Annotated in this window: 22 protein-coding genes; 18 read left to right on the top strand and 4 right to left on the bottom strand. The window is 63.3% G+C overall.

What is annotated here, in order from left to right; genetic code table 11:
* Positions 1 to 20 precede the first annotated feature (20 nt).
* Entirely contained in the window at positions 21 to 869 is an 849-nt protein-coding gene (exeC, locus tag AB5Y95_RS15780) for a GspC family type II secretion system variant ExeC (RefSeq protein WP_005308474.1), read from the bottom strand.
* A gap of 214 nt (positions 870 to 1,083) precedes the next feature.
* Here exeC and hslR point away from each other — a divergent pair, with 214 nt between their 5' ends.
* From hslR to AB5Y95_RS15740, 8 genes are all read left to right on the top strand, one after another.
* Entirely contained in the window at positions 1,084 to 1,482 is a 399-nt protein-coding gene (gene hslR / locus AB5Y95_RS15775) for a ribosome-associated heat shock protein Hsp15 (protein WP_017765222.1), read from the top strand.
* Between the two features lie 108 nt (positions 1,483 to 1,590).
* Positions 1,591 to 2,475 carry an Hsp33 family molecular chaperone HslO gene (hslO, locus tag AB5Y95_RS15770; protein WP_005308471.1) on the top strand — a complete coding sequence of 295 codons (885 nt, stop codon included), beginning with the start codon at positions 1,591 to 1,593 and terminating at the stop codon, positions 2,473 to 2,475.
* Between the two features lie 149 nt (positions 2,476 to 2,624).
* Positions 2,625 to 4,250 carry a phosphoenolpyruvate carboxykinase (ATP) gene (gene pckA, locus AB5Y95_RS15765; protein WP_017765220.1) on the top strand — a complete coding sequence of 542 codons (1,626 nt, stop codon included), beginning with the start codon at positions 2,625 to 2,627 and terminating at the stop codon, positions 4,248 to 4,250.
* A gap of 175 nt (positions 4,251 to 4,425) precedes the next feature.
* On the top strand, positions 4,426 to 5,091 hold the full coding sequence (locus tag AB5Y95_RS15760; protein WP_017783592.1) for a GntR family transcriptional regulator: 666 nt from the start codon (positions 4,426 to 4,428) through the stop codon (positions 5,089 to 5,091).
* Positions 5,092 to 5,124: 33 nt separating this feature from the next.
* A complete protein-coding gene (locus AB5Y95_RS15755; protein WP_368161559.1) occupies positions 5,125 to 6,927 on the top strand; it encodes an aminopeptidase P family protein in 1,803 nt (600 codons plus the stop codon).
* Between the two features lie 112 nt (positions 6,928 to 7,039).
* The gene (locus AB5Y95_RS15750) at positions 7,040 to 7,435 is read left to right on the top strand and encodes a nitrous oxide-stimulated promoter family protein (RefSeq protein ID WP_268010132.1); all 396 of its coding nucleotides are present in this window, start codon (positions 7,040 to 7,042) and stop codon (positions 7,433 to 7,435) included.
* A 112-nt stretch (positions 7,436 to 7,547) separates the two neighbouring features.
* Positions 7,548 to 8,000: an N-acetyltransferase gene (locus AB5Y95_RS15745; RefSeq protein WP_017787443.1), complete on the top strand. Its 453-nt coding sequence runs from the start codon at positions 7,548 to 7,550 to the stop codon at positions 7,998 to 8,000.
* Positions 8,001 to 8,137: 137 nt separating this feature from the next.
* Entirely contained in the window at positions 8,138 to 8,614 is a 477-nt protein-coding gene (locus AB5Y95_RS15740) for a glycine zipper 2TM domain-containing protein (protein WP_005308463.1), read from the top strand.
* A 73-nt stretch (positions 8,615 to 8,687) separates the two neighbouring features.
* Here AB5Y95_RS15740 and AB5Y95_RS15735 read toward each other — a convergent pair whose 3' ends face one another.
* From AB5Y95_RS15735 to AB5Y95_RS15725, 3 genes are all read right to left on the bottom strand, one after another.
* Positions 8,688 to 10,667, bottom strand: coding sequence for a bifunctional 2',3'-cyclic-nucleotide 2'-phosphodiesterase/3'-nucleotidase (locus AB5Y95_RS15735; protein WP_043158768.1), 1,980 nt, complete (start codon positions 10,665 to 10,667; stop codon positions 8,688 to 8,690).
* Positions 10,668 to 10,793: 126 nt separating this feature from the next.
* Positions 10,794 to 11,414 carry an L-lysine exporter gene (gene lysE, locus AB5Y95_RS15730; protein WP_005308459.1) on the bottom strand — a complete coding sequence of 207 codons (621 nt, stop codon included), beginning with the start codon at positions 11,412 to 11,414 and terminating at the stop codon, positions 10,794 to 10,796.
* Positions 11,415 to 11,627: 213 nt separating this feature from the next.
* Positions 11,628 to 12,410 (bottom strand): LuxR family transcriptional regulator, encoded by a 783-nt coding sequence (locus AB5Y95_RS15725; RefSeq protein WP_005308457.1) that lies wholly within the window; start codon positions 12,408 to 12,410, stop codon positions 11,628 to 11,630.
* Between the two features lie 62 nt (positions 12,411 to 12,472).
* Between AB5Y95_RS15725 and AB5Y95_RS15720 the strand changes: the two genes are divergently transcribed.
* From AB5Y95_RS15720 to AB5Y95_RS15675, 10 genes are all read left to right on the top strand, one after another.
* A complete protein-coding gene (locus tag AB5Y95_RS15720) occupies positions 12,473 to 13,096 on the top strand; it encodes an acyl-homoserine-lactone synthase (protein WP_017765215.1) in 624 nt (207 codons plus the stop codon).
* Positions 13,097 to 13,362: 266 nt separating this feature from the next.
* Positions 13,363 to 14,262: a LysR family transcriptional regulator ArgP gene (locus AB5Y95_RS15715; protein WP_017787441.1), complete on the top strand. Its 900-nt coding sequence runs from the start codon at positions 13,363 to 13,365 to the stop codon at positions 14,260 to 14,262.
* Between the two features lie 86 nt (positions 14,263 to 14,348).
* Complete coding sequence (locus tag AB5Y95_RS15710) at positions 14,349 to 16,370, top strand: exoribonuclease II (protein ID WP_042008632.1); 2,022 nt, start codon at positions 14,349 to 14,351, stop codon at positions 16,368 to 16,370.
* 187 nt (positions 16,371 to 16,557) lie between these two features.
* A complete protein-coding gene (locus AB5Y95_RS15705; protein ID WP_368161558.1) occupies positions 16,558 to 17,151 on the top strand; it encodes a TetR/AcrR family transcriptional regulator in 594 nt (197 codons plus the stop codon).
* A 21-nt stretch (positions 17,152 to 17,172) separates the two neighbouring features.
* Positions 17,173 to 18,219 carry a DUF418 domain-containing protein gene (locus AB5Y95_RS15700; RefSeq protein WP_368161557.1) on the top strand — a complete coding sequence of 349 codons (1,047 nt, stop codon included), beginning with the start codon at positions 17,173 to 17,175 and terminating at the stop codon, positions 18,217 to 18,219.
* 454 nt (positions 18,220 to 18,673) lie between these two features.
* Positions 18,674 to 20,593, top strand: coding sequence for a PTS mannitol transporter subunit IICBA (locus tag AB5Y95_RS15695; RefSeq protein WP_368161556.1), 1,920 nt, complete (start codon positions 18,674 to 18,676; stop codon positions 20,591 to 20,593).
* A 37-nt stretch (positions 20,594 to 20,630) separates the two neighbouring features.
* Entirely contained in the window at positions 20,631 to 21,776 is a 1,146-nt protein-coding gene (locus AB5Y95_RS15690; RefSeq protein ID WP_054544001.1) for a mannitol-1-phosphate 5-dehydrogenase, read from the top strand.
* A 113-nt stretch (positions 21,777 to 21,889) separates the two neighbouring features.
* Positions 21,890 to 22,411, top strand: coding sequence for an MltR family transcriptional regulator (locus AB5Y95_RS15685; RefSeq protein ID WP_368161555.1), 522 nt, complete (start codon positions 21,890 to 21,892; stop codon positions 22,409 to 22,411).
* A 168-nt stretch (positions 22,412 to 22,579) separates the two neighbouring features.
* Positions 22,580 to 24,367, top strand: coding sequence for a sodium:proton antiporter (locus AB5Y95_RS15680; RefSeq protein ID WP_010635247.1), 1,788 nt, complete (start codon positions 22,580 to 22,582; stop codon positions 24,365 to 24,367).
* Positions 24,364 to 24,945, top strand: coding sequence for a DNA-J related domain-containing protein (locus AB5Y95_RS15675; protein ID WP_368161554.1), 582 nt, complete (start codon positions 24,364 to 24,366; stop codon positions 24,943 to 24,945). Before AB5Y95_RS15680 ends, AB5Y95_RS15675 begins: the two co-directional genes overlap by 4 nt.
* Positions 24,946 to 24,958 lie beyond the last annotated feature (13 nt).

The following is a 24,958-nucleotide window of genomic DNA, read 5'->3' as shown; positions in this document are numbered from 1 at the left end:
CTTGGTGCTACTCCAATTCATTATTCTGACAAGCCGACATAAACGTCGTAGAGCTGTCCTTGCCGCTCGACGGTGACGGTCATTTCCGTTGCGCCAGCCACCTGCTGCATCGCCTGCATGGCCTGAGCGTTATCCCGCAGATCCAGCCCGTTGATGCTGACCGCCATGTCGTTGGCGACCAGCCCGAGTTGATTGAACAGTTCCGGATTGCGACCCGGATTGAGGCGATAGCCGACCATGCGACCATCGACCCGGACCGGGGAAATATTGAGGTAATCGGTGATCTTGCCGGGGTTGCCCATCAGTTCGTTGCGCACCGAGGAGAGCTTGTCGTCCTGCTTGCCCTGCTGGGGCAGCGGCTTGCCGTACTCCTCCCCGTCCAGCATCAGGGTCTCGTCGCGCCCGTCCCGCTCGATGATGACACGGTCGGCAAATACCTGGCGGATCTTGGCCTGGGTGCCGTCGATGAGGTCACCGATGCCATAGGAGTTCTGCAGCCCGTTGTGGGCGATGATGGCGATGGACTTGGCGGGATCCGAACTCGCCAGCACGCCATTGAGCTGGGCGTTGAGCTGGGTCTTGGGAGCATCGGCTGCGACAACATCGGCCGCCTGGGCCTGCTGCTTGGCCTTGCCGAACAGCGCCAGCCGGCTGACGCCGCTCAGATCGAGCCGGTTTGAACCCTGACCCTGACTGGCTACCACCGACGGCTGCCAGGGCTGACTGACGGGGCGGCTGCCGAGATCCAGCAGACGCCAGGTGAGACCGGCACACTGGTGGGCCAGCAACAGCAGCAGAAGCCAGAACAGAGGCTGGCTGAAACGGGAGAGTGGCACGGTTTTACAACGGGCCAGAAGGGAGCTCAACAAGTCATCCCTGAACGGTAGCGTCATGTTTATCAATATTTTCTGGCATCCAAATCGGTTGGCTATTGTGTACGGCAATGGACCCAGAGACAACCGACCGGATGGGAGTAAGCTGCGAAAATTGACATTCCGTCACACCCTTGGGCCCCCTGTTTCTATCCCGGGGCCTGCCTCTGGTATAATCAGGCACCCCTTTCAGCCATTCCGGAGTCGATTCATGCCGAACCCCGCAGAAATCCCAACCCAGGTCCGTCTCGACAAGTGGTTGTGGGCGGCACGTTTTTACAAGACCCGCAGCCTGGCCCGCGACCAGATTGAAGGGGGCAAGGTGCACTACAACGGCCAGCGCAGCAAGCCGGGCAAGCATGTCGAGGTCGGCGCCCTCATTCGTTTCTGGCAGGGCCAGGACGAGCGGGAGGTGCGGGTGCTCGAGGTGAGCGAGCAGCGCAAATCCGCCCCGCTGGCCCAGCAGCTCTATGAAGAGACCGAGGCCAGCCTGAAACGACGGGCGGAAAACAGCGAGGCACGCCGCTTCAACAGCCAGTTTGCCCCGAGCCCCGAGCGTCGCCCCGACAAGCAGGAGCGGCGCCAGCTGATCAAGGTCAAGCAATATTGACCCGCCAAGATGGCCCTTTTATGACGACAGATGGCGGAATAAGTTCCTAACCACCTGTTTATTAATGTTTTTATCTATTTACCCCACCGAAGAACCCAGGAATGCATGATGAGTAACCAAGATCTCCTGTATCGCTATCTGTTCGAAGAGTACGAAGTCCGGGGCGAGCTGGTCCAGCTGGACCACACCTACCGCCACGTGGTGGAGGCTCAGAACTACCCGGTACAGGTGCAAAAACTGCTGGGTGAACTGCTGGTCGCCACCAGCCTGCTGACCGCCACCCTCAAGTTCGAAGGCTCCATCACGGTACAGCTGCAGGGCAACGGCCCGGTACGGCTGGCCGTCATCAACGGCGACAACAACCAGCAGCTGCGCGGCGTGGCCCGCTACGAGGGTGAACTGCCGAGCGACGGCAAGTTGCAGAGCCTGATCGGGGAAGGCCAGCTGGTCATCACCATCACCCCGGAGCAGGGTGAACGCTATCAGGGCATCATAGCGCTGGACGCCGACACCCTGGCCGGCTGCCTGGAGCAGTACTTTACCCAGTCCGAACAGCTGGCGACCAAGCTCTGGATCCGCACCGGCTACCACGAAGGCGCGCCGCGTGCCGCCGGCATTCTGCTGCAGGAGCTGCCCGCCCAGAGCGAGGATCACGGCGACGACTTCGAGCACCTGACCCAGCTCACCAGCACCATCAAGGATGAAGAGCTGTTCGGCCTGGAAGCGGAAGAGATCCTCTACCGTCTCTACCACCAGGACAAGGTGCGGGTGTTCGATCCGCAGGCGGTCGAGTTCCGCTGCACCTGCTCCCGCGAGCGTTGCGAAGGGGCCCTGTTGCAGATCGAGAAGGAAGAGGTGATGGAGATGGTGCAGGAGCTCGGCAAGATCGGCATGCACTGTGATTATTGTGGCGCCCAGTACGAATTTGACGGGATCGATGTCGAAACCCTGTTCAGCGGGGCTCCCGGTAATGATGCAAACAAGTTACACTAATTGAAGGCGGGCAAAACCCGCCTTTAACTTAAATAACAAAAAAATACCCTATTTTATAAAGTTTGATGGCGATCGCTAAACTCTACCACCTAAGTGATAGGATGAACGCCAGATAGAACCCTACCAACCTCTGAACCCAGGAGAATACAATGACAATCGTGGCAGAACCCACCCTGGCCCAACAATTAGGACTGGACCAGTACGGTATCAAGAACTCCACTGAAATCCTGCGCAACCCTTCCTACGACCAGCTGTTCGCGGAAGAGACTCGTGCCGACCTGGAAGGGTTCGAGCGCGGCGTGGTGACCGAACTGGGGGCCGTCAATGTCAATACCGGCATCTTCACCGGCCGCTCCCCGAAAGATAAATATATCGTCAAAGACGCCACTACCCAGAATACTGTGTGGTGGTCTGACCAGGGTAAAAACGATAACAAAGCCATCAGCCCGGAAGTGTGGTCACATCTGAAATCCCTGGTGACCAAGCAGCTCTCCGGCAAGCGCCTGTTCGTGGTGGACGGCTTCTGCGGTGCCAACCCGGACACCCGCCTGGCCGTGCGCATCATCACCGAGGTAGCCTGGCAGGCTCACTTCGTGAAAAACATGTTCATTCGCCCGAGCGATGAAGAGCTGAAAACCTTCAAACCGGACTTCGTGGTGATGAACGGTGCCAAGTGCACCAACCCGAACTGGAAGGAGCAGGGTCTCAACTCCGAGAACTTCGTCGCCTTCAACCTGACCGAGAAGATCCAGCTCATCGGCGGCACCTGGTATGGTGGCGAGATGAAGAAAGGGATGTTCTCCATGATGAACTACTTCCTGCCCCTGCGCGGCATCGCCTCCATGCACTGCTCCGCCAACGTGGGCCAGGACGGCGACGTGGCCATCTTCTTCGGCCTCTCCGGCACCGGCAAGACCACCCTCTCCACCGATCCCAAGCGTCAGCTGATCGGCGATGACGAGCACGGCTGGGACGACGACGGCGTGTTCAACTTCGAAGGGGGCTGCTACGCCAAGACCATCAAGCTCTCCAAGGAAGCCGAGCCGGACATCTACAACGCCATCCGTCGCGATGCGCTGCTGGAAAACGTGACCGTGGCGGCCGACGGCACCATCGACTTCGACGATGGCTCCAAGACCGAGAACACCCGGGTCTCCTACCCCATCTATCACATCGAGAACATCGTCAAGCCGGTCTCCAAGGCGGGTCACGCCACCAAGGTGATCTTCCTGACCGCCGACGCCTTCGGCGTGCTGCCCCCGGTCTCCAAGCTGACCAAGGAGCAGACCAAGTACCACTTCCTGTCTGGCTTCACCGCCAAGCTGGCCGGTACCGAGCGCGGCATCACAGAGCCGACCCCGACCTTCTCCTCCTGCTTCGGCGCGGCCTTCCTCTCCCTGCACCCGACCAAGTACGGTCAGGAGCTGGTGAAGCGGATGGAAGCGGCCGGTGCAGAGGCCTATCTGGTCAACACCGGCTGGAACGGCACCGGCAAGCGCATCTCCATCAAGGATACCCGCGCCATCATCGACGCCATCCTGGATGGCTCCATCGAGAAGGCCGAGACCAAGGTGCTGCCGATCTTCAATCTGGAAGTACCGACCGCCCTGCACGACGTGAACCCGGCGATCCTCGACCCCCGCGACACTTACGCCAACAAGGCCGAGTGGGATGCCAAGGCGCAGGATCTGGCCCAGCGCTTTATCAAGAACTTCGAGCGCTTCACCGACAACGACGAAGGCAAGCGTCTGGTCGCGGCGGGTCCGCAGCTGTAACAGCGACCCCGTTCACAACCAATCTCATACCGGTCAGCCCAGCTGACCGGTATTTTTTTGAGCAGAGCGCGGCGTTTGACTCCCGCCAAACCTTGCCTTGTGGGCCCTTGCGCGTTAGATTCAGCCCAACTTTATACAATATACAATTTTGTAACGATTCCCCTGTGACCCGATCATGACCCCACCCTACAAGACCCGTACCCAAATGGTGATGGAAAACCTCCGTGGCCGGATCCTGCGCGGTGAGTTTCCCGCCGGCGCCCCCCTGCGCCAGGACGCCATCGCCAAGGAGCTGGCGGTGAGCCGCATTCCGGTGCGGGAGGCCCTGATGCAGCTGGAAGCTCAGGGACTGGTGAAATTCGAGGCCCATCGCGGCGCCGTGGTCACCATGCTGGACGCCGCAGCCATCGAGGAGCTCTTTTATTTGCGAGCCCTGCTGGAAGCCGATACCCTGTTCCACGCCGTCGACCTGATGACGGAGGAGACCTTCGCCAAGGCGCAGGCGATCCTCGCCCAGTTCGACCAGGCCCTCGAGTCGGGCACCCAGATCGAACACTGGGCCGAACTGAACCACAGTTTTCACGCCACCCTCTATCAGGCCGCCGGCCGCCCCCAGGCACTGGAGCTGATCGCCCAGATCAATCTGAGCTGTGACCGCTATGTGCGCTTCGAGCTGCTGTTCGCCAGCGATGGCGTCGACAAGGCGGAGCGGGAGCACGCCCAGCTGCTGGAGCTGTGCCGCGCCCGCCGCAAACACGAGGCGGTGGTACTGCTCAAGCAACATATCGAGGCGGCTGGCCAGTCAATCAAGCGGATCCTGGACAGCGGCCACAACCACTGAACACTCACATCACTACAATCTGGCATTAACGACATGAATCATTTCGAGATTATTGAAACCCGCGTCGCCCAGGTCAGGGCCGAACTGGCCATGATGGAGCTGGACGCCTTCATCGTCCCCCATGACGACGAGCACCTGGGGGAGTACATTCCCGCCTACGCCGAGCGACTGGACTGGATCACGGGTTTCAACGGCTCCGCCGGCCTCGCCATCATACTGGCGCAGCGGGCGGCCCTGTTCATCGACGGTCGTTACACGGTGCAGGCCCGCATGCAGGCACCGGCCGAGCTCTTCGAGTTTCTCCATCTGAACGAAGATCCCCACGTGCAGTGGCTGGCCGAGCAGCTGCCTGCCGGTTCCCGGGTCGGCTTCGATGCCCGCCTGCACAGCCTGGCCTGGTATCGACACGCCAAAGAGATCCTGACCGAGCGCGGCATCGAGCTGGTGCGTGTGGATCAGAACCCCATCGATCTGCACTGGAGCGATCGCCCCGCCCCCACCAAGAATCCGGCCATCCTCTACAGCGAGGCGCTGGCGGGCCAGTCCAGCCAGGCCAAGCGCGAGCTGCTGGCCAGCGATCTGCGCAAGCGCGGGCTGGATGCGGTGCTGCTGACCCAGGCCGAGCCCATCAACTGGCTGCTCAACCTGCGTGGTCGCGACGTGGAGCGGCTGCCGGTGGTGCTCGGCTTTGCGGTGCTCTACGCCAACGCCACCATGGATTTCTTCGTCGACACCGACAAGATCGACTGCTTCGCCTTCAGCCAGCACGTGGGGCAGGATGTCTCCGTCTACCCCATCGACAAGCTGGGTGACGTGCTCAAGCGCATCGGCGAAGATCAGCAGAAGGTGCTGGCCGATCCCAACACCGCCAACGCCTGGACCCAGCTGGTTATGGAAGAGGCGGGCGCCATCCTGGTGGCCGGTCAGGATCCGACCATGCTGCCGAAGGCGTGCAAGAACGCCGTGGAGCTGGCCGGCATGCGTGCCGCCCATCTGCGCGACGGTGTCGCCGTCACCCGCTTCCTGGCCTGGCTGGATCGGCTGATCGCCAGCGGCGAATTCGACGGGGTGGATGAAGGCACCCTGGCCGACCAGCTGGAAGCCTTCCGCCGCGAGCAGGAGCACTATGTCGAGCCGAGCTTCGACACCATCTCGGCGCTCGGCCCCAACGCCGCCATGTGCCACTACCGCCACACCAACGGCACCCCGCGTACCTTTGGTCAGGACAGCATCTATCTGGTGGACTCCGGCGCCCAGTATCTGGACGGCACCACCGACATCACCCGCACCATCAAGGTGGGTGAGCTGACCGACGAGCACAAGGCGATGTTCACCCGGGTACTGCAGGGTCACATCGCCCTGGATCAGGCCCGCTTCCCGCGCGGCACCGCCGGCATCCAGCTCGACGTGCTGGCCCGCATGCCGCTGTGGCAGGCCGGTTACAACTACGACCACGGCACCGGCCACGGCGTCGGCCACTTCCTCAGCGTGCACGAAGGCCCGCAGCGCATCGCCCCCAAGGGCAGCCTGGTGGCCCTGCAGCCGGGCATGGTGCTCTCCAACGAACCCGGCTACTACCGGGAAGATGCCTTCGGCATCCGCTGCGAGAACCTGGTGGTGGTCACCGAACAGGAGCAGATCGGCGAGCTGCCGATGCTGGGCTTCGAGCGGCTGACCTATGTACCGTTCGATACCCGCCTCATCGATCGCAGCCTGCTGAGCCCGGCCGAGTTCCGCTGGATCAACGAGTACCACGTCGAGGTCTACCGCCGTCTCAGCCCGCTGCTGGAGGGTGAGGATCTCGCCTGGCTGGAGCAGGCGACTAGCCTCATCTAAGCGCAGACAACTCTGCTTGTCTGATAAAACAGGGTCCACGGGCCCTGTTTTTTTGCCCGCCGGTTTGACCTGTATCAAGGCCCCGCCGCCCCAGGTCAGGACAATGCCCCTCATGACGACCCATCACTCCCACCCCGCGCGCCCGGCCCGCGCCGACCAGGTGCCCATGCACCCCAGGCTCAAGCGGGAGCAGCAGACGGTCAGCGCCATGATCCGCCTCTACTGCGACCACCATCACCAGGACCCCGCCTGCCGGCACTGCCAGCAGTTGCAGGAGTTCGCCCACCAGCGGCTACGCCGCTGCCGCTATGGTCACGGCCACAAGCCCACCTGTGCCAACTGCCACATCCACTGCTATGCCCCGGCCATGCGCAAACAGATCCAGCTGGTGATGAAGTGGAGCGGCCCGCGCATGCTGTGGCATCACCCCTGGCTGGCCCTGCGCCACCTGCTGGACAGCCGTCGCAAGGCCCCCAAACGGCCGGGCAGCCGCCCTCTGCCGCCCTGAGCCGGGGCCACCCTGCCGCTCAGACCCGCTTGCATCAACCCGACGGGCCCACTACCCTGTGGCTCCTTTTTGACTGCCGCCCGGCAGCACGTACGACACTACAGGAGCCCGGATGCACCAGCCCCCCGTTTTGAGAGTGGCGCGCCACACCGACATGCACGCCATCTGGCAGATCGACGTCAATGTGTTCGGGGAGGATGTCTATCCCGGCTTCTTCTTCCGCCAGGCCATGGACCTGTGGCCCGAGCTGCTGCTGGTAGCCGAGCTGGACGGCAAGCTGCTGGGCTATGCCCTGGGTGGACTGGGACAGGATCGGTCGCAGGGCTGGCTGCTGTCGTTGGCGGTGCTGCCGGAGGCGCGCGGCTTCGGCCTGGCCGAACGCATGATGCTGCAGGTGGAGCAGTCACTGCAGACACTGGGGATCGAGCGGGTCAGACTGACGGTGGATCCGGCCAATCCGGCCCAGCGCCTCTACTTTCGACTCGGTTATCAGCAACTGGCCGAGGAGCGCGACTATTTCGGCCCGGGCGAGGATCGCCTGCTGCTGGAGAAACGGCTCGACTGAGCCGCCGGTGACGGGGTTTGCGGGGCCCGGGCCTTATAATTGGTTACACTTTGCTGGTTTCATGCTCAATCCGGTTGGCGTAGAGTTGAATCACTGACCGAACAAACCAGATTAGATGCCAGCCCAGGAGGCCCATCATGTTGAAACGCATTACCCTCATCGCCCTGTTGGCCACCACCACCGCCACCACCCTCAGCGGCTGTGCCAACAGCGATGTCTACTCCGGCGATGTCTACACCAAGGATCGCGCCAAGCAGGTACAGACCGTCAGCTACGGCACCATCCTCTCCACCCGCCCGGTCAAGATCCAGGCCGATGAGAACTCGCTGATCGGCACCATAGGCGGCGCCGTGGTCGGCGGCCTGCTCGGCAGCACCATTGGCGGCGGGCGCGGCAGCGACATCGCCGCGGCCGGTGGCGCCATCGCGGGTGCGGCAGCCGGCAAGGCGGCCGGTGACAAGCTCAACCAGGTGGATGGCGTCGAGCTCGAGATCAAGAAAGAGAACGGCGAATCCATCGTGGTGGTGCAAAAGGCCAGCCCCACCTTCGTACCGGGTGCCCGGGTCCGCATGACCCAGGGCAACGGCACCATCAACGTGGCCGTGGTCAACTAAGCCCTCGGAACCCTCCGCCCATGAAAAAGCCCTCGCAATCGAGGGCTTTTTTTATTGCCATGTCGGCCGGGAATTACTGACGGATCAGCCGGAAGATAGCGTAGCCAGGGTGCTGGGCGTCATCCATCGGCAGGGTGGACTTGTACTCCAGATCCGCACCGGCCAGCTGTTTGGCCTCCTCGCGGGGCGAGGAGTAGAGCCGCACGTCCACGTTGGCCGGCAGGGCCTTCATGTGCCAGTTGTTGTTGGCCGCCGGGCTGAAGCCGGCCGGGTTGTCGGCAGACTGGGCCTTCAGGTACTGGGCGATGATCTCGCGCGTCTCGAAGGGATCTTCATGGACGATGTTGCTGCCGTCGATACCCGGGAAGTGGCCGCCGCCGCTGGCGCGGTAGTTGTTGGTCACCACGTAGAACTTCTGGGCCGGATCGATGGGCTGGCCGTTGAAGGTGAGGCTGCTGATGCGCTGGCCGTCGCTGACCTTGGCCCCTTCCTTGTTGTAACGGGCCGGCTGGGTGATATCCACCTCGTAGTTGACCCCGTCGATCACGTCGAAGTTGTAAGTGGGGAACTTCTCGTTCACCAGCCACTGCACCTCGGTCTTGCCGGTGTCGATCTGGTTGAACTGGCCGGCACTCATCTCCAGCCACTCCTTGACGGTGGCCCCGTTCACCTCGACCACCTGCAGGGTGTTCGGATAGATGTAGAGGTCGGAGACGTTGCGCAGGGAGATGTCGCCCTGGGCCACGTAGGTGAAGTCATTGATGCCGTTGCGACCGCCACGGAACGGCGCCGCCACCGACAGGATGGGATAGGACTCCTTGAGCAGACCATCTTTTTGCAGCTGTTCGGCGTAGCGGCGCTGGGCATCGCTCACCAGCTGTACCGAGGGGTCGTCCTGCACCAAGGCGAAGAAACTGTGGATGGAAGAGGTGATCTTGCCGAGCGGCTCGTCCAGCCACTGGTTGGTGGCGTCGTGGTCGGCCTGTACCAGGTCCACCACCCGCTGATCCACCGCACTACCCTCGCTGGAGTCGATCTTGCGTAGGCTGGCCTGGCTCTGCTTCACCTGCCACTTGCCGTCCACCTGCTCCAGCTTGAGGTCGATGATGCCGAGGTGGTTGCCCCAGTAGCCAGGCATTACGGTCGGAATGCCGCTCAGGGTGCCGGCCTGGTTGTCCACCTCCGGCAGATCCGGGAAATCACCCGGGAAGTTCTTGTGGGCGTGGCCCAGCATCAGGGCATCCACCCCCTTCACCTTGGCCAGGTGCCAGGCGGAGTTCTCCATCATGGCCTCGTAGCTGCTGGCGTTGATGCCGGTGTGGGCTACCACCACCACGATATCGGCGCCCTTGGCGCGCAGCTCGGGCACATAGTGGTTGGCGGTCTCGACCATGTCGGCCACCACCACCTTGCCTTCCAGATGACGCTTGTCCCATTGCAGCACCTGCGGCGGGGTCAGCCCCAGGATGCCGACCTTGACGGTCTGCAGCTGGCCCTTGTCATCCTTCACCTTGCGCTCCAGCAGCAGGTAGGGGGTGAACTTGTTGCCGCTCCAGTCTATTTGCCCCTTGGCATCCCGCTTGAAGGCGCCTGCCTCGAACACGTTGGCATTCACATAAGGGAACTTGGCCCCCTGCAGGGTCTTGGTGAGGTAATCCAGACCGTAGTTGAACTCGTGGTTGCCCAGGTTGCCGGCGTCGTAGCCGAGCTCGTTCATCGCCTTGAACACCGGGTGGGCCTGCTTGTCGAGGTAGCCGGCACCGGACTGCTCGAAGATGTAGTCAGCCAGCGGCGTGCCCTGGATCAGGTCGCCGTTGTCGAGCAGCAGGTTGTTGGGGTTTTCGGCGCGGGCCGCGCGGATCAGCAGCGCGGTGCGGGAGAGGCCGAACTTGCGATCCTCCTTGTTCTGGTAGTAGTCGTACCCCAGCACGTTGGAGTGGATGTCGGAGGTCTGGATCAGACGCAGGGCAACCTCGCCCGGTTGCGCCTTGCTGTCGTTGTCATTGCTACAGGCAGACAACAGCACGATGGCTGCAATAGCACCCAGCTTCATGGATTTATTCACTGTCTTGTCCCTTTTATTAGAGTGTCGCTTTACCAGCGACGGGAATTTAACAGACGAATATGTCAGCGGATGAAGCCGGGGTGAATTTTTATGAGGTGCGGCACAAAAATAGCCTTATGACGCCAGCAAAGCCCCGCTCGCCAGCTGCAACGCCAACCCGAGCATGATGAAACCAACAATAGTATCAATAGCTTGCTGAACCCTGCCGCGAGCGAGCCAGGGCGAGAGGGCGGCCGCCCCAAACGCCAGGCTGTAAAACCAGACCAGCGAGGCCAACATGGCCCCCGCCGCAAAGGCGGGCCGCAACTCCTCGGCAAACTGGCTGCCGAAGGAGCCGAGCAGCATCAGGGTGTCCAGGTAGACGTGGGGGTTGAGCAGGGTCACCCCGAGCGTCATGGCCAGCACGCTCTTGACTCCCATCAGCTGGGGCGAGTCAGCAAGCGCAGCCCCCTGCCCGCGCCAGGCGCTACGCAGGGAGCGGATACCAAACCAGCCGAGGAACAGCACGCCGCCCCAGGTCAGCAGGGCCAGTCCGATCGGGCTGGCCGCCAGCAGGTTGGCGCCGCCGAACACCCCGATGCCGATCAGCACGAGATCGCACAGGCAGCAGAGGGTCGCCGTCAGCAGATGGTGGTTGCGGTGGATGCCCCGGCTCAGCACGAAGGCATTCTGGGCACCGATGGGGATGATCATGGCAAGGCCTAGGGTGAAGCCTTGCAGGGTAGTTGCAAACATGGATGAACCGTCCAGCAGAGTGATTGGACGGCACTATAAGGGGCGGTCAGACGTTTAGAGAAATTCATTAATCTGCTGAGCAATTTGTTTTGCTAATGACAGAGGGCTCGACCCAACCCCTTCGAGGTAGAAGGGGCTAGACCCGTTCATGGCTGTCAATTGCAGGATCTGACAATTGTTAGCCAGTCACTCTGCCCCGAGAATCATCGGGTTTTATTGCATCAGCTTGGGGAAGTTGGTGACCACGACCTGCTCGAGATTGGGCAGCAAGATGCCACTGCTCACCCCCTTGGCGATGGCCTGGTAGCGATTCATCGACCCCGTTTTACGGGTGACCTGATTGAGGTGGTAGTTCACGGTTCGCTCCGTGATCCCCAGGATGCAGGCGATTTCACTCGACGTTTTCCCTTCACTGGCCCAGAACAGGCATTCGGTCTCCCGGTCAGTCAGGGCCTCCTGAGGGTCATCGTCCCGCAGACTGACCCGCACAATCCGGATCGCCGCCTCGAAGATGTAGTTGGACATCCAGGAGAGGACGGGCGAGGACTCCAGCAGCAGATCGCTCGATGCCCGCTCGGCGGTGATGAACGACAGTATGCCGTTTTCTCCCGCCGCCCCGTGCAACGGAAACGAGATGCCGTTGCGCAGCCCGAACTCCGCCGCCAACCCCATCACGTCCAAACTGCCCTCTTGCAGAAAACGTGCTCGCTCATCCAGCCGGTTCCAGTAAATGGGCAAGGTCTGCTTGCGGGCCAATTGAATGATGGGATCACAGGCCAGCATATGGTTTGCCGTATAGGCCTGCACCCAGGAGTCGGGGCACTGATTGAACAGCACCACCTTGGGTCTTTGCATCGACATGGGAATGATCAGCGCAAACCGGTAGTAGTCGTAACCCATACCGAGCGTGAACCGACCGATCAACTCGGCCAGACGATCCCCGTCCGTTACCGAAGTGAAATGTTCGAGGTACTCAAGCAGTTGGTCTTGTTTCATAGGCTAGCCCCCCTGGCCAGGGCCTCGATTATAGCGCCGAACACTGAAATGGAGACATCTGAATGCTTGTTTTCAAAGGAAAATTAAAAGAACACCCCAGATGGGAGGTAGAAAACGAGCTTTATCGCTTTCGCAATCGCGTCTTCTCCGATCGCCTCGGCTGGGATGTGGAATCTCACCGTGGTCTGGAGCAGGACAGTTTCGATACTCCGGACACCCACTGGGTCCTGATTGAGGACGAAGAAGGCCTGTGCGGCTGCATCCGTCTGCTCAGTTGTGCCCAGGATTACATGCTGCCCAGCATCTTCCCCACCGCCCTCGCCGGCGAAGCCCCGCCGCGCAGCAACGACGTGTGGGAACTGACCCGCCTCGCCATCGATGCCGAACGGGCGCCGCGCCTGGGCAACGGGGTCAGCGAGCTGACCTGCGTCATCTTCCGCGAGGTCTATGCCTTCGCCAGGGCGAAGGGGATCCGCGAGCTGGTTGCCGTGGTCAGCCTGCCGGTAGAGCGGATCTTCCGCCGCCTCGGCCTGCCCATCGAGCGACTCGGTCACCGCCAGGCGGTGGATCTGGGCGCCGTGCGCGGGGTGGGGATCCGCTTCCATCTGGACGAGCGTTTCGCCCGTGCCGTCGGTCAGCCCCTGCAGGGTGCCTATGACGAAGCCCGCGAGCTGGTCACCGAATAAGGGTGACGCAAAAAAATCCCGGGGTAAGACCCGGGATTAAAAGTTCTCGCTATGGCCCGTTTCCACCCCATGCAAAAACGGACGCAAAAGAGTATCTCCTGAATACCTTTTGACCACCACTGTCACATCTCACAGTGACAAACCCGCTTTGACCCCACAACCCTTGTCCCGCCTGCGCTGCCGACATTTTCAGCGCTCTTCGGTTGTTCTCTCGCCACCACTTGAGTAGCATCCCTTCTCAATCTCCCTGCTGATAAGGAATGCTGATGAAGGCGTTGGACTACAAGCTGCTGCTGGCGCTGGATGCGGTGATGCAGGAGCAGAACTTCGAGCGCGCCGCCCAGCGCCTGCACATCACCCAGTCCGCCATCTCCCAGCGCATCAAGCAACTGGAGCAGCAGTTTGCCGAGCCGCTGATCATTCGCGGCCAGCCGCTGCAGGCCACCGCGCTCGGGCAGAAGCTGCTAGCCCACTACCGCCAGGTGCGCCAGCTGGAACTGGAGCTGGCCGGCGAGCTCTCTCCCGCCGAGCCCCAGGCGCCGATCCGGGTCAGCATTGCCGTCAATGCCGACAGCCTGGCCACCTGGTTTCTGCCCGCCCTGGCGCCGCTGCTGGAACAGCACCCCATCGAGCTCAACCTGCTGGTAGATGACGAGAGCCGCACCCTGGATCGGGTGCGCGAGGGGCAGGCGTTCGGCGCCGTCAGCCTGCACGGCCAGCCACTGGCGGGTTGCTGCGTCGACGAGCTCGGCGAGATGCGCTACCTGCTCACCGCCAGCCCCGCCTTCGTCGAGCGCCACTTCCCGCAGGGGTTGACCCTGGCGACGCTGGCCAAGGCGCCGGCGGTGGCCTTCGATCAGCGCGACGACATGCACGTCAGCTACATGGCCCGCCACTTCGGGCTGGAGCCCGGCGGCTACCCCTGCCACACGGTGCGCTCGTCGGAGGCCTTCGTCGCCATGGCCGAGCAGGGGCTGGCCTGCTGCCTCATCCCGGAACTGCAGATCCGTCGCCAGCTGGCGGAGGGGTCATTGCTCGATCTCAACCCGGATCAGCACCTGGTAGAGCGACTCTACTGGCACCGCTGGGTGCTGGAGCGCGGGCTGCACAAACAGATATCCCAGCGCCTGATCGAGCAGGGTCGCCGGGCGCTGCAACGCCCCTGACAAGGCCATTCACCTTGGCTTTGGAGGGGTAAAAACGTATAGTGCTGGGCGATTAACCACCAGGTCTCCACTCAGGTTCCCCATTTATGTTCCAAGACAATCCGCTGCTGGCCCAGCTCAAGCAACAAATCCGCGAAAACATCCCCAAGAAAGAGGGTGTGATCCGCGCCTCCGATCGGGGCTTCGGCTTCTTGGAGGTCGATGAGAAGACCAGCTATTTCGTGCCGCCTCCCTACATGAAAAAGGTGATGCACGGTGACCGGGTGACCGCCCTGATCCGTACCGAGAAAGAGAAGGAAGTGGCCGAGCCGGATGAGCTGCTGGAGCAGTCCGTCACCCGCTTCGTGGCCCGGGTCAAGATGTTCCGCGACCGCCTCAACGTGGTGGCCGATCATCCGCTGATCAAGGATGCCATCAAGGCCCGCGTCAAGAAGGGTCTGGACGAGAAAGAGTTCAAGGAAGGGGACTGGGTGGTTGCCACCCTCAAGCGCCACGCCCTGGTGGACGGCAACTTCTCCGCCGAGATCACCCAGAAGATCGCCGCCCAGGAAGATCACAACGTGCCCTGGTGGGTGGTGCTGGCGCGCCACAACCTGGCCCAGGTCGAGCCGGCGGATCTGCCGGAGTGGAAGGTGATCGAAGAGGAAGAGCTGCCCCGCACCGATCTGACCGCAACCCCCTTCTTCACCATCGACGGCGCCAAGACCAAGGACATGGATGACGCCCTGGCCATCCGCAAGCTGGACAACGGCTGGGAGCTGCTGGTCGCCATCGCCGACCCGACTGCCTATGTGGCCGAAGGGAGCGAGCTGGACAAGGAGGCCGCCCAGCGCGCCTTCACCGTCTACATGCCGGGCCGCAACGTGCCGATGATCCCGCGCACCCTCTCCGACGAGCTCTGCTCCCTGAAAGAGGGCGAGGAGCGCAACACCCTGTGCGCCCGTCTGCTGATCGCCGAAGATGGCCTGCTGCTGGAGGAAACCGAGTTCTTCGCCGCCCGCATCTGCTCCCACGCCCGCCTCAACTATGACGACGTCTCCGACTGGGCCGAACACGGCAAAGCGCTGGATATCGACGCAGGCGTGCTGGCCCAGCTGCCGTTGATGAAGGCGATGACCGAGGCGCGCATCAAGTGGCGCACCGAGCACGCCCTGGTGTTCCCGGACCGCCCCGACTACGACTTCGAGCTGGGCGAGAACGGCGCTGTGCTGGCCATCCACGTCGAGCCGCGCCGCATCGCCAACCGCATGGTGGAAGAGTCGATGATCGCCGCCAACATCTGCGCCGGCCGCGTGCTGGGCAAGAGCGTCGGCTACGGCATCTTCAACGTCCACACCGGCTTTGACGAGGAGTCCCTCGACGGTGCCATCGACCTGCTCAAAAGCGCCGAGGCCCCGTTCGAGAAGGAAGAGATCGCCAGCCTGTCCGGCTTCTGCGCCCTGCGCCGCTGGATCGACAGCCTGGACACCCGCTGGCTGGACGGCAAGATCCGCCGCTTCCAGAGCTATGCCCTGATGTCCGCCGAGCCGGGCGCCCACTACGGCCTGGGGCTGGATGCCTATGCCACCTGGACCTCACCAATCCGCAAGTACGGCGACATGGTAAACCATCGCCTGCTCAAGGCCGTCATCGCCGGCAAGACCCCGGGTGAGCGCCCGAGCCTGGAGCTGACCGAGCACCTGACCGCCTGCCGTCGCCTGCACCGCATGGTGGAGCGCGACATCGGCGACTGGCTCTATGTCCGCTACCTCAAGGCCGATGCGGGTACCGACAAGGTGTTCAACGCCGAGATCATCGACGTGATGCGTGCCGGCCTCAAGCTGCGCCTGCAGGAGAACGGTGCCGTGGTGTTCATGCCCGCCCGCCATATCCTGGACAACAAGGAGCGGCTGGAGTGCAACTGGGACAACGGCCGCGTCTATCTGGACAAGACCGAGGTGGTCTACGAGCTCGGCCAGATCATCGAGGTGAAGCTGACCGAGGCGGTGGAAGAGACCCGCTCCCTCATCGCCAAGCCGGCGGTGGAGCTGGTGCCGGGCCCGGCGCCGGTCGCCCCAGTGAGCGAAGCCGAGGCCGCACCGGCTGCGGAAGCTCCCAAGGCCGAATAAGCCAGGCCTTCCCTCCTTGCAAAAGCCCGCACCCTGCGGGCTTTTTTATTGGGTCATGCCGCCCGCCTGGTCAGCAGATCACTTTTTGTACGCCCCGAGCTTGCCAGTGGCTCGCCACGGGCATAGAGTGAATCCATAAATGAACGAACGTTCGCTCATAAAGAGTTTTCAGGCAAGAGGCATCCCTATGACCACCAACAACCTGCGGCTGGAGCAGCGGCGCGAGCAGATCATCCAGGCGGCGCTCGGCTGCTTTATCGAGCGGGGCTTCCACCAGACCGGCATGCGCGACATCGCCGCCGCCGCCGGGGTGAGCCTCGGCAACCTCTACAACCACTTCGCCCGCAAGGAGGAGCTGATCGCCCTGATCGCCTCGCTGGAGGCGGCCGAGCTGCAACCCTTGCTGGATGAGCTGGTTCAGGGGCCGGCCCGGGCGGCGCTGGCCCGCTTCGCCGCCGGCTACCTCGCCTGGTCGCTGACCCCGGAGAACCTGCTGCTCGGCACCGAGATCCTGGCCGAGCTGGCCCGCCACCCCGAGATGGCGGCCACCTTCGCCAGCAACCAGCGCCAGCTGTGTGATGCCCTGGCGGCGACGGTGCGCCGTGGTCAGCAGGCGGGGGAGCTGGCCGCCCACCTGCAGCCGGATCTCACGGCCCAGCTGCTGCTGGACGCACTGGAGGGGCAGGCGGTGCGCCACGCCCTGGCCCTGCATCCAGAGCAGGCACCGGTGGAGCAAAGGTTGCCGTCCCTGCTGGACCAGTTGCTGGGCCCGGCCCGCTGATCACCCCAAGGAGTCACCACCATGACGACCCCGCACCATCGACTGGAAGGACTGGATCTGGCCCGCGCCATGGCCCTGCTCGGCATGGTGCTGGTGAATTTTCGCATCGCCATGGGGGTGTTGGCGGGCGGGCCAACCTGGCTCAAGCCCCTGCTGGATGCGCTGGAGGGGCGCTCCGCCGCCAGCTTCGTGGTGCTGGCCGGCATCGGGCTCGGACTGTCGACCCGCAAGCTGGCGTGGTCGGCAGCCATGACCCACACCGCTAAGCGGGCCCTGTTCCTGCTGATCGTAGGGCTGCTCAACTACCTGGTGTTTCCGGCCGACATCATCCACTACTACGCCGTCTACTTTCTGCTGGGGGCCTGCTGTCTCCGGCTTCCCTCCCCCTGGCTGCTGGCCCTGATCCCGCTGCTGGCGGCAAGCTTCGTCAGCCTGCTGTTCCTGCTCGATTACGATCGGGGCTGGCAGTGGCACAGCTTCAGCTATCCCGAGTTCTGGACCCTGGCCGGCTTCATCCGCAATCTGCTGTTCAACGGCTGGCACCCTGTGGTGCCCTGGCTGGGCTTTCTGCTCTACGGCCTCTGGCTGAGCCGCCAGTCTCTGGCCAATCCGCTCACCCAGCGCTGGCTGCTGGCCGGCGGGGTGAGTGCCATGGTGCTGGCCAAGGGGCTGTCGCTCTGGTTGCCGACCCTCTTGCCGAACCCAGAGCTGGCGCCGCTGCTGGCAACCCAGCCCATTCCCCCGGCGCCGCTCTACCTGCTGTTCGGCATGGGCGCGGCCAGCACCCTGATCGCCATCTGCCTCTGGCTGGGACGCGCCCTGCCCGAGGCTCGCTGGTGGCGAATGTGGCTGCCGGTCGGCCGGCAGACCCTGACCCTCTATCTGGCTCACATCATGTTCGGCATGGGGATGTTGGAGGCCATCGGCTGGCTGCAAGGGCAGGATCTGCCCGAGGTGGTGCTGGCCGCCGGCCTCTTCGCCCTGGCGGCCCTGCTGTTTGCCAATCTCTGGAGTCAGCGCTTCGAGCGAGGCCCGCTGGAGTGGCTGATGCGCCGGCTCTGCGGCTGAAGAGCATCATGAAAAACTGAAAGTAGGTTACAAAATAATTGACTCATTGGTTATTTGAATGTGGATTCAAGCAATTCATCGTCAACACCCTCAGTTTTCAGGTCGGACGGATCGCCCCATTTGAATACAAATAATGAAAATGAGAAATAGATCACATTGATATCAGGTTTGCGCAAACAACAAAGAGTGACTTGCATCACATAAAAACGATGCTGGCGGCAGCAAAGATCGAAATGTAGCCGAAATACAGAGAGTTGATGTGATCCACATCACTATGAAGGGAGGGGGGAGGTCGAGGTATTTGAGAGCTGCGTCACAAGACACCCCGTTTTCAGCCTAATTTGATCACAAGCTGGTAGATTGAAGTTGCTTAGACGACAGGGATGGCGGTTCGGCAAAACCGGCCAGCCCGACTACCACTTTTAATCAAACAGGCTTAAAACGGGGTCCCGACATGTTATCACCGGATACCAAAGTCAAGATACAGAATTTTGGACGCTTCCTGTCCAATATGGTCATGCCCAACATAGGCGCCTTCATCGCCTGGGGCTTTATTACCGCCCTCTTCATCCCCACCGGCTGGCTGCCGAGCGAAACGCTGGCCAAGCTGGTCGGCCCCATGATCACCTACCTGCTGCCGCTGCTGATTGGCTATACCGGCGGCAAGCTGATGGGCGGTGAGCGCGGCGGCGTGGTCGGTGCCATCACCACCATGGGCGTCATCGTGGGGACCGACATTCCCATGTTCATGGGCGCCATGATGGTCGGCCCGCTCGGTGGCTGGGCCATCAAGCGTTTCGACAAGGCGATGGAAGGTCGCGTCAAGAGCGGCTTCGAGATGCTGGTCAACAACTTCTCCGCCGGCCTCATCGGCATGTTGCTGGCGATCCTCGCCTTCTTCGTGATCGGCCCCTTCGTCAAGGTGCTCTCCGGCGTGCTGGCCGGTGGCGTCGGCTTCCTGGTGGACAACAACCTGCTGCCGCTCACCTCCATCTTCGTCGAGCCGGCCAAGATCCTGTTCCTCAACAACGCCATCAACCACGGCATCTTCTCGCCGCTGGGGATCCAGCAGGCCACCGAGCACGGCCGCTCCATCTTCTTCCTGATCGAAGCGAACCCGGGCCCGGGCATGGGTGTGCTGCTGGCATACATGGTGTTCGGTCGCGGCGCCGCCAAGCAGTCCGCTGCCGGTGCCTCCATCATCCACTTCTTCGGCGGCATCCACGAGATCTACTTCCCGTACGTGCTGATGAACCCGCGCCTCATCCTGGCGGTGATTGCCGGCGGCATGACCGGGGTGTTCACCCTGACCCTGTTCAACGCAGGTCTGGTCTCCCCCGCCTCACCGGGTTCCATCTTCGCCGTGCTGTTGATGACACCGAAAGCCTCCCTCATAGGGGTTGCTCTCTCCATCATCAGCGCCACCCTGGTCTCCTTCCTGGTCGCCGCCGTGTTCGTGCGCGCCCAGCAGCCGGAAGCCGACGAGGCCGATGCCCTCGGTGAAGCCACCCGCAAGATGAAAGCCATGAAGGGTGCCAAGCCCGAGACCGCAGCAGCCAAGAAGCCGGGCGGTGAACTGATGGCGGTACGCAACATCGTCGTCGCCTGCGATGCGGGCATGGGATCCAGCGCCATGGGCGCCGGCCTGCTGCGCAAGCGGGTGCAGGCCGCCGGCCTCGACATCAGCGTCACCAACCGTGCCATCGATCAGCTCGACGATCAGGTGGACTGGGTCATCACCCACAAGGATCTGACCGAGCGGGCCCGTCGCCACGCGCCGCACGCCCACCACATCTCGCTCACCAACTTCCTCGACAACGGTCTCTATCAGGAGCTGGTACAGAGCCTGACTCAGGCCGCCAACGATGACGTAGCCAACCCGCAGCTGCTGGTGGCCGCCAACGACGACAGCTACGAGCCGCAGGCCGAAGTGTTCACCCTGAGCCGGCATGACGTGCACCTGGGGCTCAAGGCCGACAACAAGGAGGCCGCCATCCGGGCTGCCGGCAAGCTGCTGGCGGAGCGGGGCTACGTGGCGCCCGACTACGTCAACGCCATGCTGGAGCGCGAACAGCTGGTCTCCACCTACCTTGGTGAATCCATCGCCGTGCCCCATGGCACCATCGCCGCCAAGGAGTTTGTGAAGCGCACCGGCATCGTCATCTGCCAATACCCGGCCGGGGTCGCCTTCGGCGAGGCGGCCGATGAAGTGGCGCGGCTGGTGATCGGCATCGCCGCCCGCAACGACGAACACATGCAGGTGATAACCCGCCTGACCAATGCACTGGACGAACCCGGTCTCATCGACCGGCTGGCCAGCACCCAGGATCCCCAGGAGTTCCTGGATCTGCTGGGTGCCGAACAGGCGGCCTGATCGTCCTTCATCGTCTTTGGTTCAAGAGGTTAATATCATGAAAACATTGCATTTTGGTGCCGGTAATATCGGTCGCGGCTTCATCGGAAAACTGCTGGCTGACGCCAGCCACCAGGTCACCTTCGCCGACGTCAACGAGACCCTGATCGACCAGCTCAACCACCGCCAAGAGTACAAGGTGCACGTGGTGGGAGCGGATCAGAAGCTGGACGTGGTGCGCAACGTGGCGGCGGTGAGCTCCGCCGGCCACGAGGTGATCGCCCGCATCATCACCGCCGATCTGGTCACCACCGCGGTCGGCCCCAACATTCTGGACAAGATTGCCAGCACCCTGGCCCAGGGGCTGCAGGCCCGCTTCGATGCCGGCAACCTGACGCCGCTCAACGTCATCGCCTGCGAGAACATGGTGCGCGGCACCAGCCACCTCAAGCAGGAGGTACTCAAGTACCTGCCGGTCGCGTATCATGCCACCCTCGACGCCTGCATCGGCTTCGTCGACTCGGCGGTGGACCGCATCGTCCCGCCGGCTGCGGCCAACGATGATCCGCTGGAAGTGACGGTGGAGAGCTTCAGCGAGTGGATCGTCGACCAGACCCAGTTCAAGGGCGAGCTGCCCCAGGTGGCGGGCATGGAGCCCACCGACAACCTGATGGCCTTCGTCGAGCGCAAGCTGTTCACCCTCAACACCGGCCACATCGTCACTGCCTACCTCGGCAAGCTGAGGGGCTATCGCACCATTCGCGAGGCGATCGAGGATCCGCTGATCCGCAGCAAGGTACGCCGCGCCATGGAGGAGAGCGGCGCCGTGCTGGTGCAACGCTACGGTTTCGACCCGCGCCTGCACGCCGCCTACATCGAGAAGATCCTGGCCCGCTTCGCCAACCCCTATCTGGTGGACGAGATTGACCGGGTCGGCCGTCAGCCGCTGCGCAAGCTGGCGGCGGGGGATCGGCTGGTGAAGCCGTTGCTCGGCACCCTGGAGTACGGCCTGCCCAGCGATCACCTGCAGGAGGGGATCGCCGCTGCGCTGCACTATCGCAATGCCGATGACCCGCAGGCGGTGGAGCTGCAACAGCTGCTGGCGGAGCTGGGCCCGGCCCAGGCCCTGGCGCGCATCACCGGCCTGACCGCCGACAGCGACATCGTCAGCGCCATCGTCACCCGTTATGGCAATTTGAAGTGACCTGATGAGGCGCCACCGTGCCGGCCCGCTCAGGCCGGCCACCAAAGCGCCTCATACGATAAAAACCGGGAGAGAGGCCCACTCTCTCCCAGTCAGCTGGACCCAATGCACTTATGACCACACACCAGGAAGATGAAGTACTGGAACGACTGAACGAGCAGGATGGCCCCCGCGGCTTCTTTCTCGAAGTCGTGACCATCCTGGAAGAGGCGGTCGACTCCCTGATGCGACGCGCGTTCCGTCAGGAGGAGTATGCCGTCAAATACGCCATCGAACCTTTGCTCAACCAGAGCGGCCCCCTCGGCCAGCTGGAGGTACGCCTCAAGCTCATCTTCGCCCTCGGCCTCATCTCCCTCGAGCGCTATCAGGATCTCGAGGCTTACCTGAAGATCCGCGATTTTCTGGTGCGCGACCCCAAGGATTACCGCTTCAGCGACAAGCCGATCCGCGATCTGCTGGCACGCCTGCACGGCGTCAACCAGGGCGGCATGATGCCGCAGGAGGCCCCCGCCAACGAGGAGGACTGGCCCTTCTACCAGATGCAGCTGAACCGGCTCGATCAGGTGATGCGCTCGGCGCTGGTGCTGGCGGTGGCCGACTGCGTCACCGAACTCCACAAAGAGAGCCCCATCTAATCCGGCTGATGGCCGCAACCTGCGGCCCCCTGCCTCGCCTTCCCAGCAACCGTGACGCCCGCTGTCGCGCGACCCGCTTCCCCCCTTGCTCCCGCCGCCGGCTGGTGTCAATCTGACCATCTTCCCCACTACACTTCCTCCAGGTCCATTGCCCCAACCGAGGTCTGCATGATCGCTCTCTCCCTGGCCGGGATCGCCCTAGTCTCAGTGCTGGCCCAGTGGCTCGCCTGGTCGCTGCGGGTACCCGCCATCCTGTTTCTGCTGCTCACCGGCCTGTTGCTGGGACCGGTCGGCGGCCTGCTCGACCCCGATGCCCTGCTCGGCGACCTGCTGTTCCCGCTGGTCTCCCTGTCGGTCGCCATCATCCTGTTCGAGGGGGCGCTCACCCTGCACCTTGCCGAGCTCAAGGGGATCGGCAAGGTGGTGCGCAACCTCTGCTCCACCGGCATGCTGGTGAGCTTCGCCGTCATCGGCAGCGCCGGTTACTTCCTGCTGGGGCTGGACTGGCGGGTCGCCATGGTACTCGGCGCCGTGCTGGTGGTGACCGGCCCCACCGTGGTCGCCCCCATGCTCAACGTGATCCGCCCGACCCGGGAGGTGGACCGCATCCTGCGCTGGGAGGGGATCGTCATCGATCCCATCGGCGCCCTGTTTGCGGTGCTGGTATTCGAGGCGGTACGCCTCGGCAGTCAGGGGGATCTGGTCGGTCACACCCTGCTGGCGCTGGCCAAGACGGTGGGGGTGGGCTCGCTCATCGGGGTCGGTGCCGGCTGGCTCACCACCCTGCTGATCCGCAAGGACTGGCTGCCGGTCAGCCTGCACAAGTTCGGGGTGCTGGCGCTGGTGCTGGTCACCTTCAGCCTCTCCAACTGGCTCAGCCACGAATCCGGCCTGCTGGCGGTGACCGTGTTCGGCATCTGGCTCGCCAATCAGGAGGGGCTGGATCTGGAGGAGGTGCTGGCCTTCAAGGAGGATCTCGCCGTCATCCTCATCTCCTCCCTCTTCATCCTGCTGGCGGCCCGCCTCGATCTGGCCCAGCTCTGGCAGCTCGGCCCCATGGTGCTGGCGCTGCTGTGCGTGGTGCAGTTCGTGGCACGCCCGCTCTGCATCCTGGTCTCCACCTGGGGATCCGATCTCTCCTGGCGGGCCCGCGCCCTGCTCGGCTGGATCGCGCCGCGCGGCATAGTGGCGGCGGCGGTCAGCGCCTCCTTCGCCATCAGCCTGCATGAGGCCGGCATTGCCGATGCGGACAAGCTGGTCCCCTTGGTGTTTGCGGTGATCATCTCCACCGTGGTGCTGCAGAGCCTCACTTCGGCGCCGCTGGCCGGGCTGCTCAAGATGCGCCAGAGCGCCCCCAACACCTGGCTCATCATCGGAGCCAACTCGGTGGCGCGGGCCATCGGCCGAGCGCTGGCAGATCAGGGGGTGCCGGTTCAGCTCTGCGATCCGGCCTGGGAGTTCTGCCGTCAGGCACGGATGAGCAACCTGCCCTGCTACTTCGGCAACCCGCAATCCGAGCACGCCGAGCTGCACCTGCCGCTCACCAGCATCAGTACCGTGCTGGCGCTCTCCCCCAACCGCCACAACAACGCCCTCGGCGTGCTGCACTTCGCCCACCTCTACGGCGAGGAGAAGGTCTACTCGTTGCGCTCCAGCGAACAGCACGGCAAGGCCAACCGGGAGAGCGCCACCTTCCGCGCCCGTCAGAACCTGTTCGGCCCCGACATCAACTACGCCAGGCTGAGCGGCCTGCTGAGTCGGGGTGGCCAGATCAAGGCAACCCGCCTGAGTGAGGCGTTCGACTGGGCCCAGTACCAGGAGGCCAACCCGGGCGCCATCCCGCTGTTCGTGCTGGATGGCAAGGGCCGGACCCGCATCGTCACCGGCCCCGTCGAGCCGCTGGCCGGGGAGCTGCTGATCGCCCTGCAGCCCCCCAAAGAGGGGGCCGGCCAGTGAACTCTGCCGAATCGACCGCCAACCCGCTGCTCGCCCCGCTGCTGGCACTGCTCAGGCAGGCCAGCGGCAGCTACAAGGTGCACGAGCTGCTGGCCGAGCTGCGCCGCCGGGAGCTTATCCCGCCTCTGCCGGGGGACGAGCAGCAACAGCTGTTTCGGCTCAACTTCCTCATCATGAACGCCCTCTATCAGCTGCAGGCCGAGCTCCACGATGAAGGGTGGTGGCTGCTGATCAGCACCCTGGATATCCGGCTCGAACCGCTCGCTCCTCGCAACGCGGCAAGCGCCCTCGCCCGGGGTGAGGCGCTGCGCAGCTACTACCTCGACTGGCGGGTGTTCTGGCAGACCGACAGGGAGGAGGTAGAGGCCCTGCTCGGCAGCTTCTGGCGGGCCTGTGAGCGGGATGAACACAGGGCAGAGGCGCTGACCCTGTTCGCCCTGCCGGCCGGGGCGGGGCCTGACGCCATTCGCCGCCGCTGGCGGGAGCTGGCACTGCAACACCATCCGGATCGGGGGGGCGACGCCAACACCTTCATCCGCCTGCGCTGGGCCTGGGAGCATCTCAAGACGGCCAAATGAGCCGCCTGATGGC

Source organism: Aeromonas sp. R5-3, from assembly GCF_040908225.1.
Classification (GTDB): domain Bacteria; phylum Pseudomonadota; class Gammaproteobacteria; order Enterobacterales; family Aeromonadaceae; genus Aeromonas; species Aeromonas dhakensis.
This window is presented reverse-complemented; position numbering and strand designations above follow the sequence as displayed.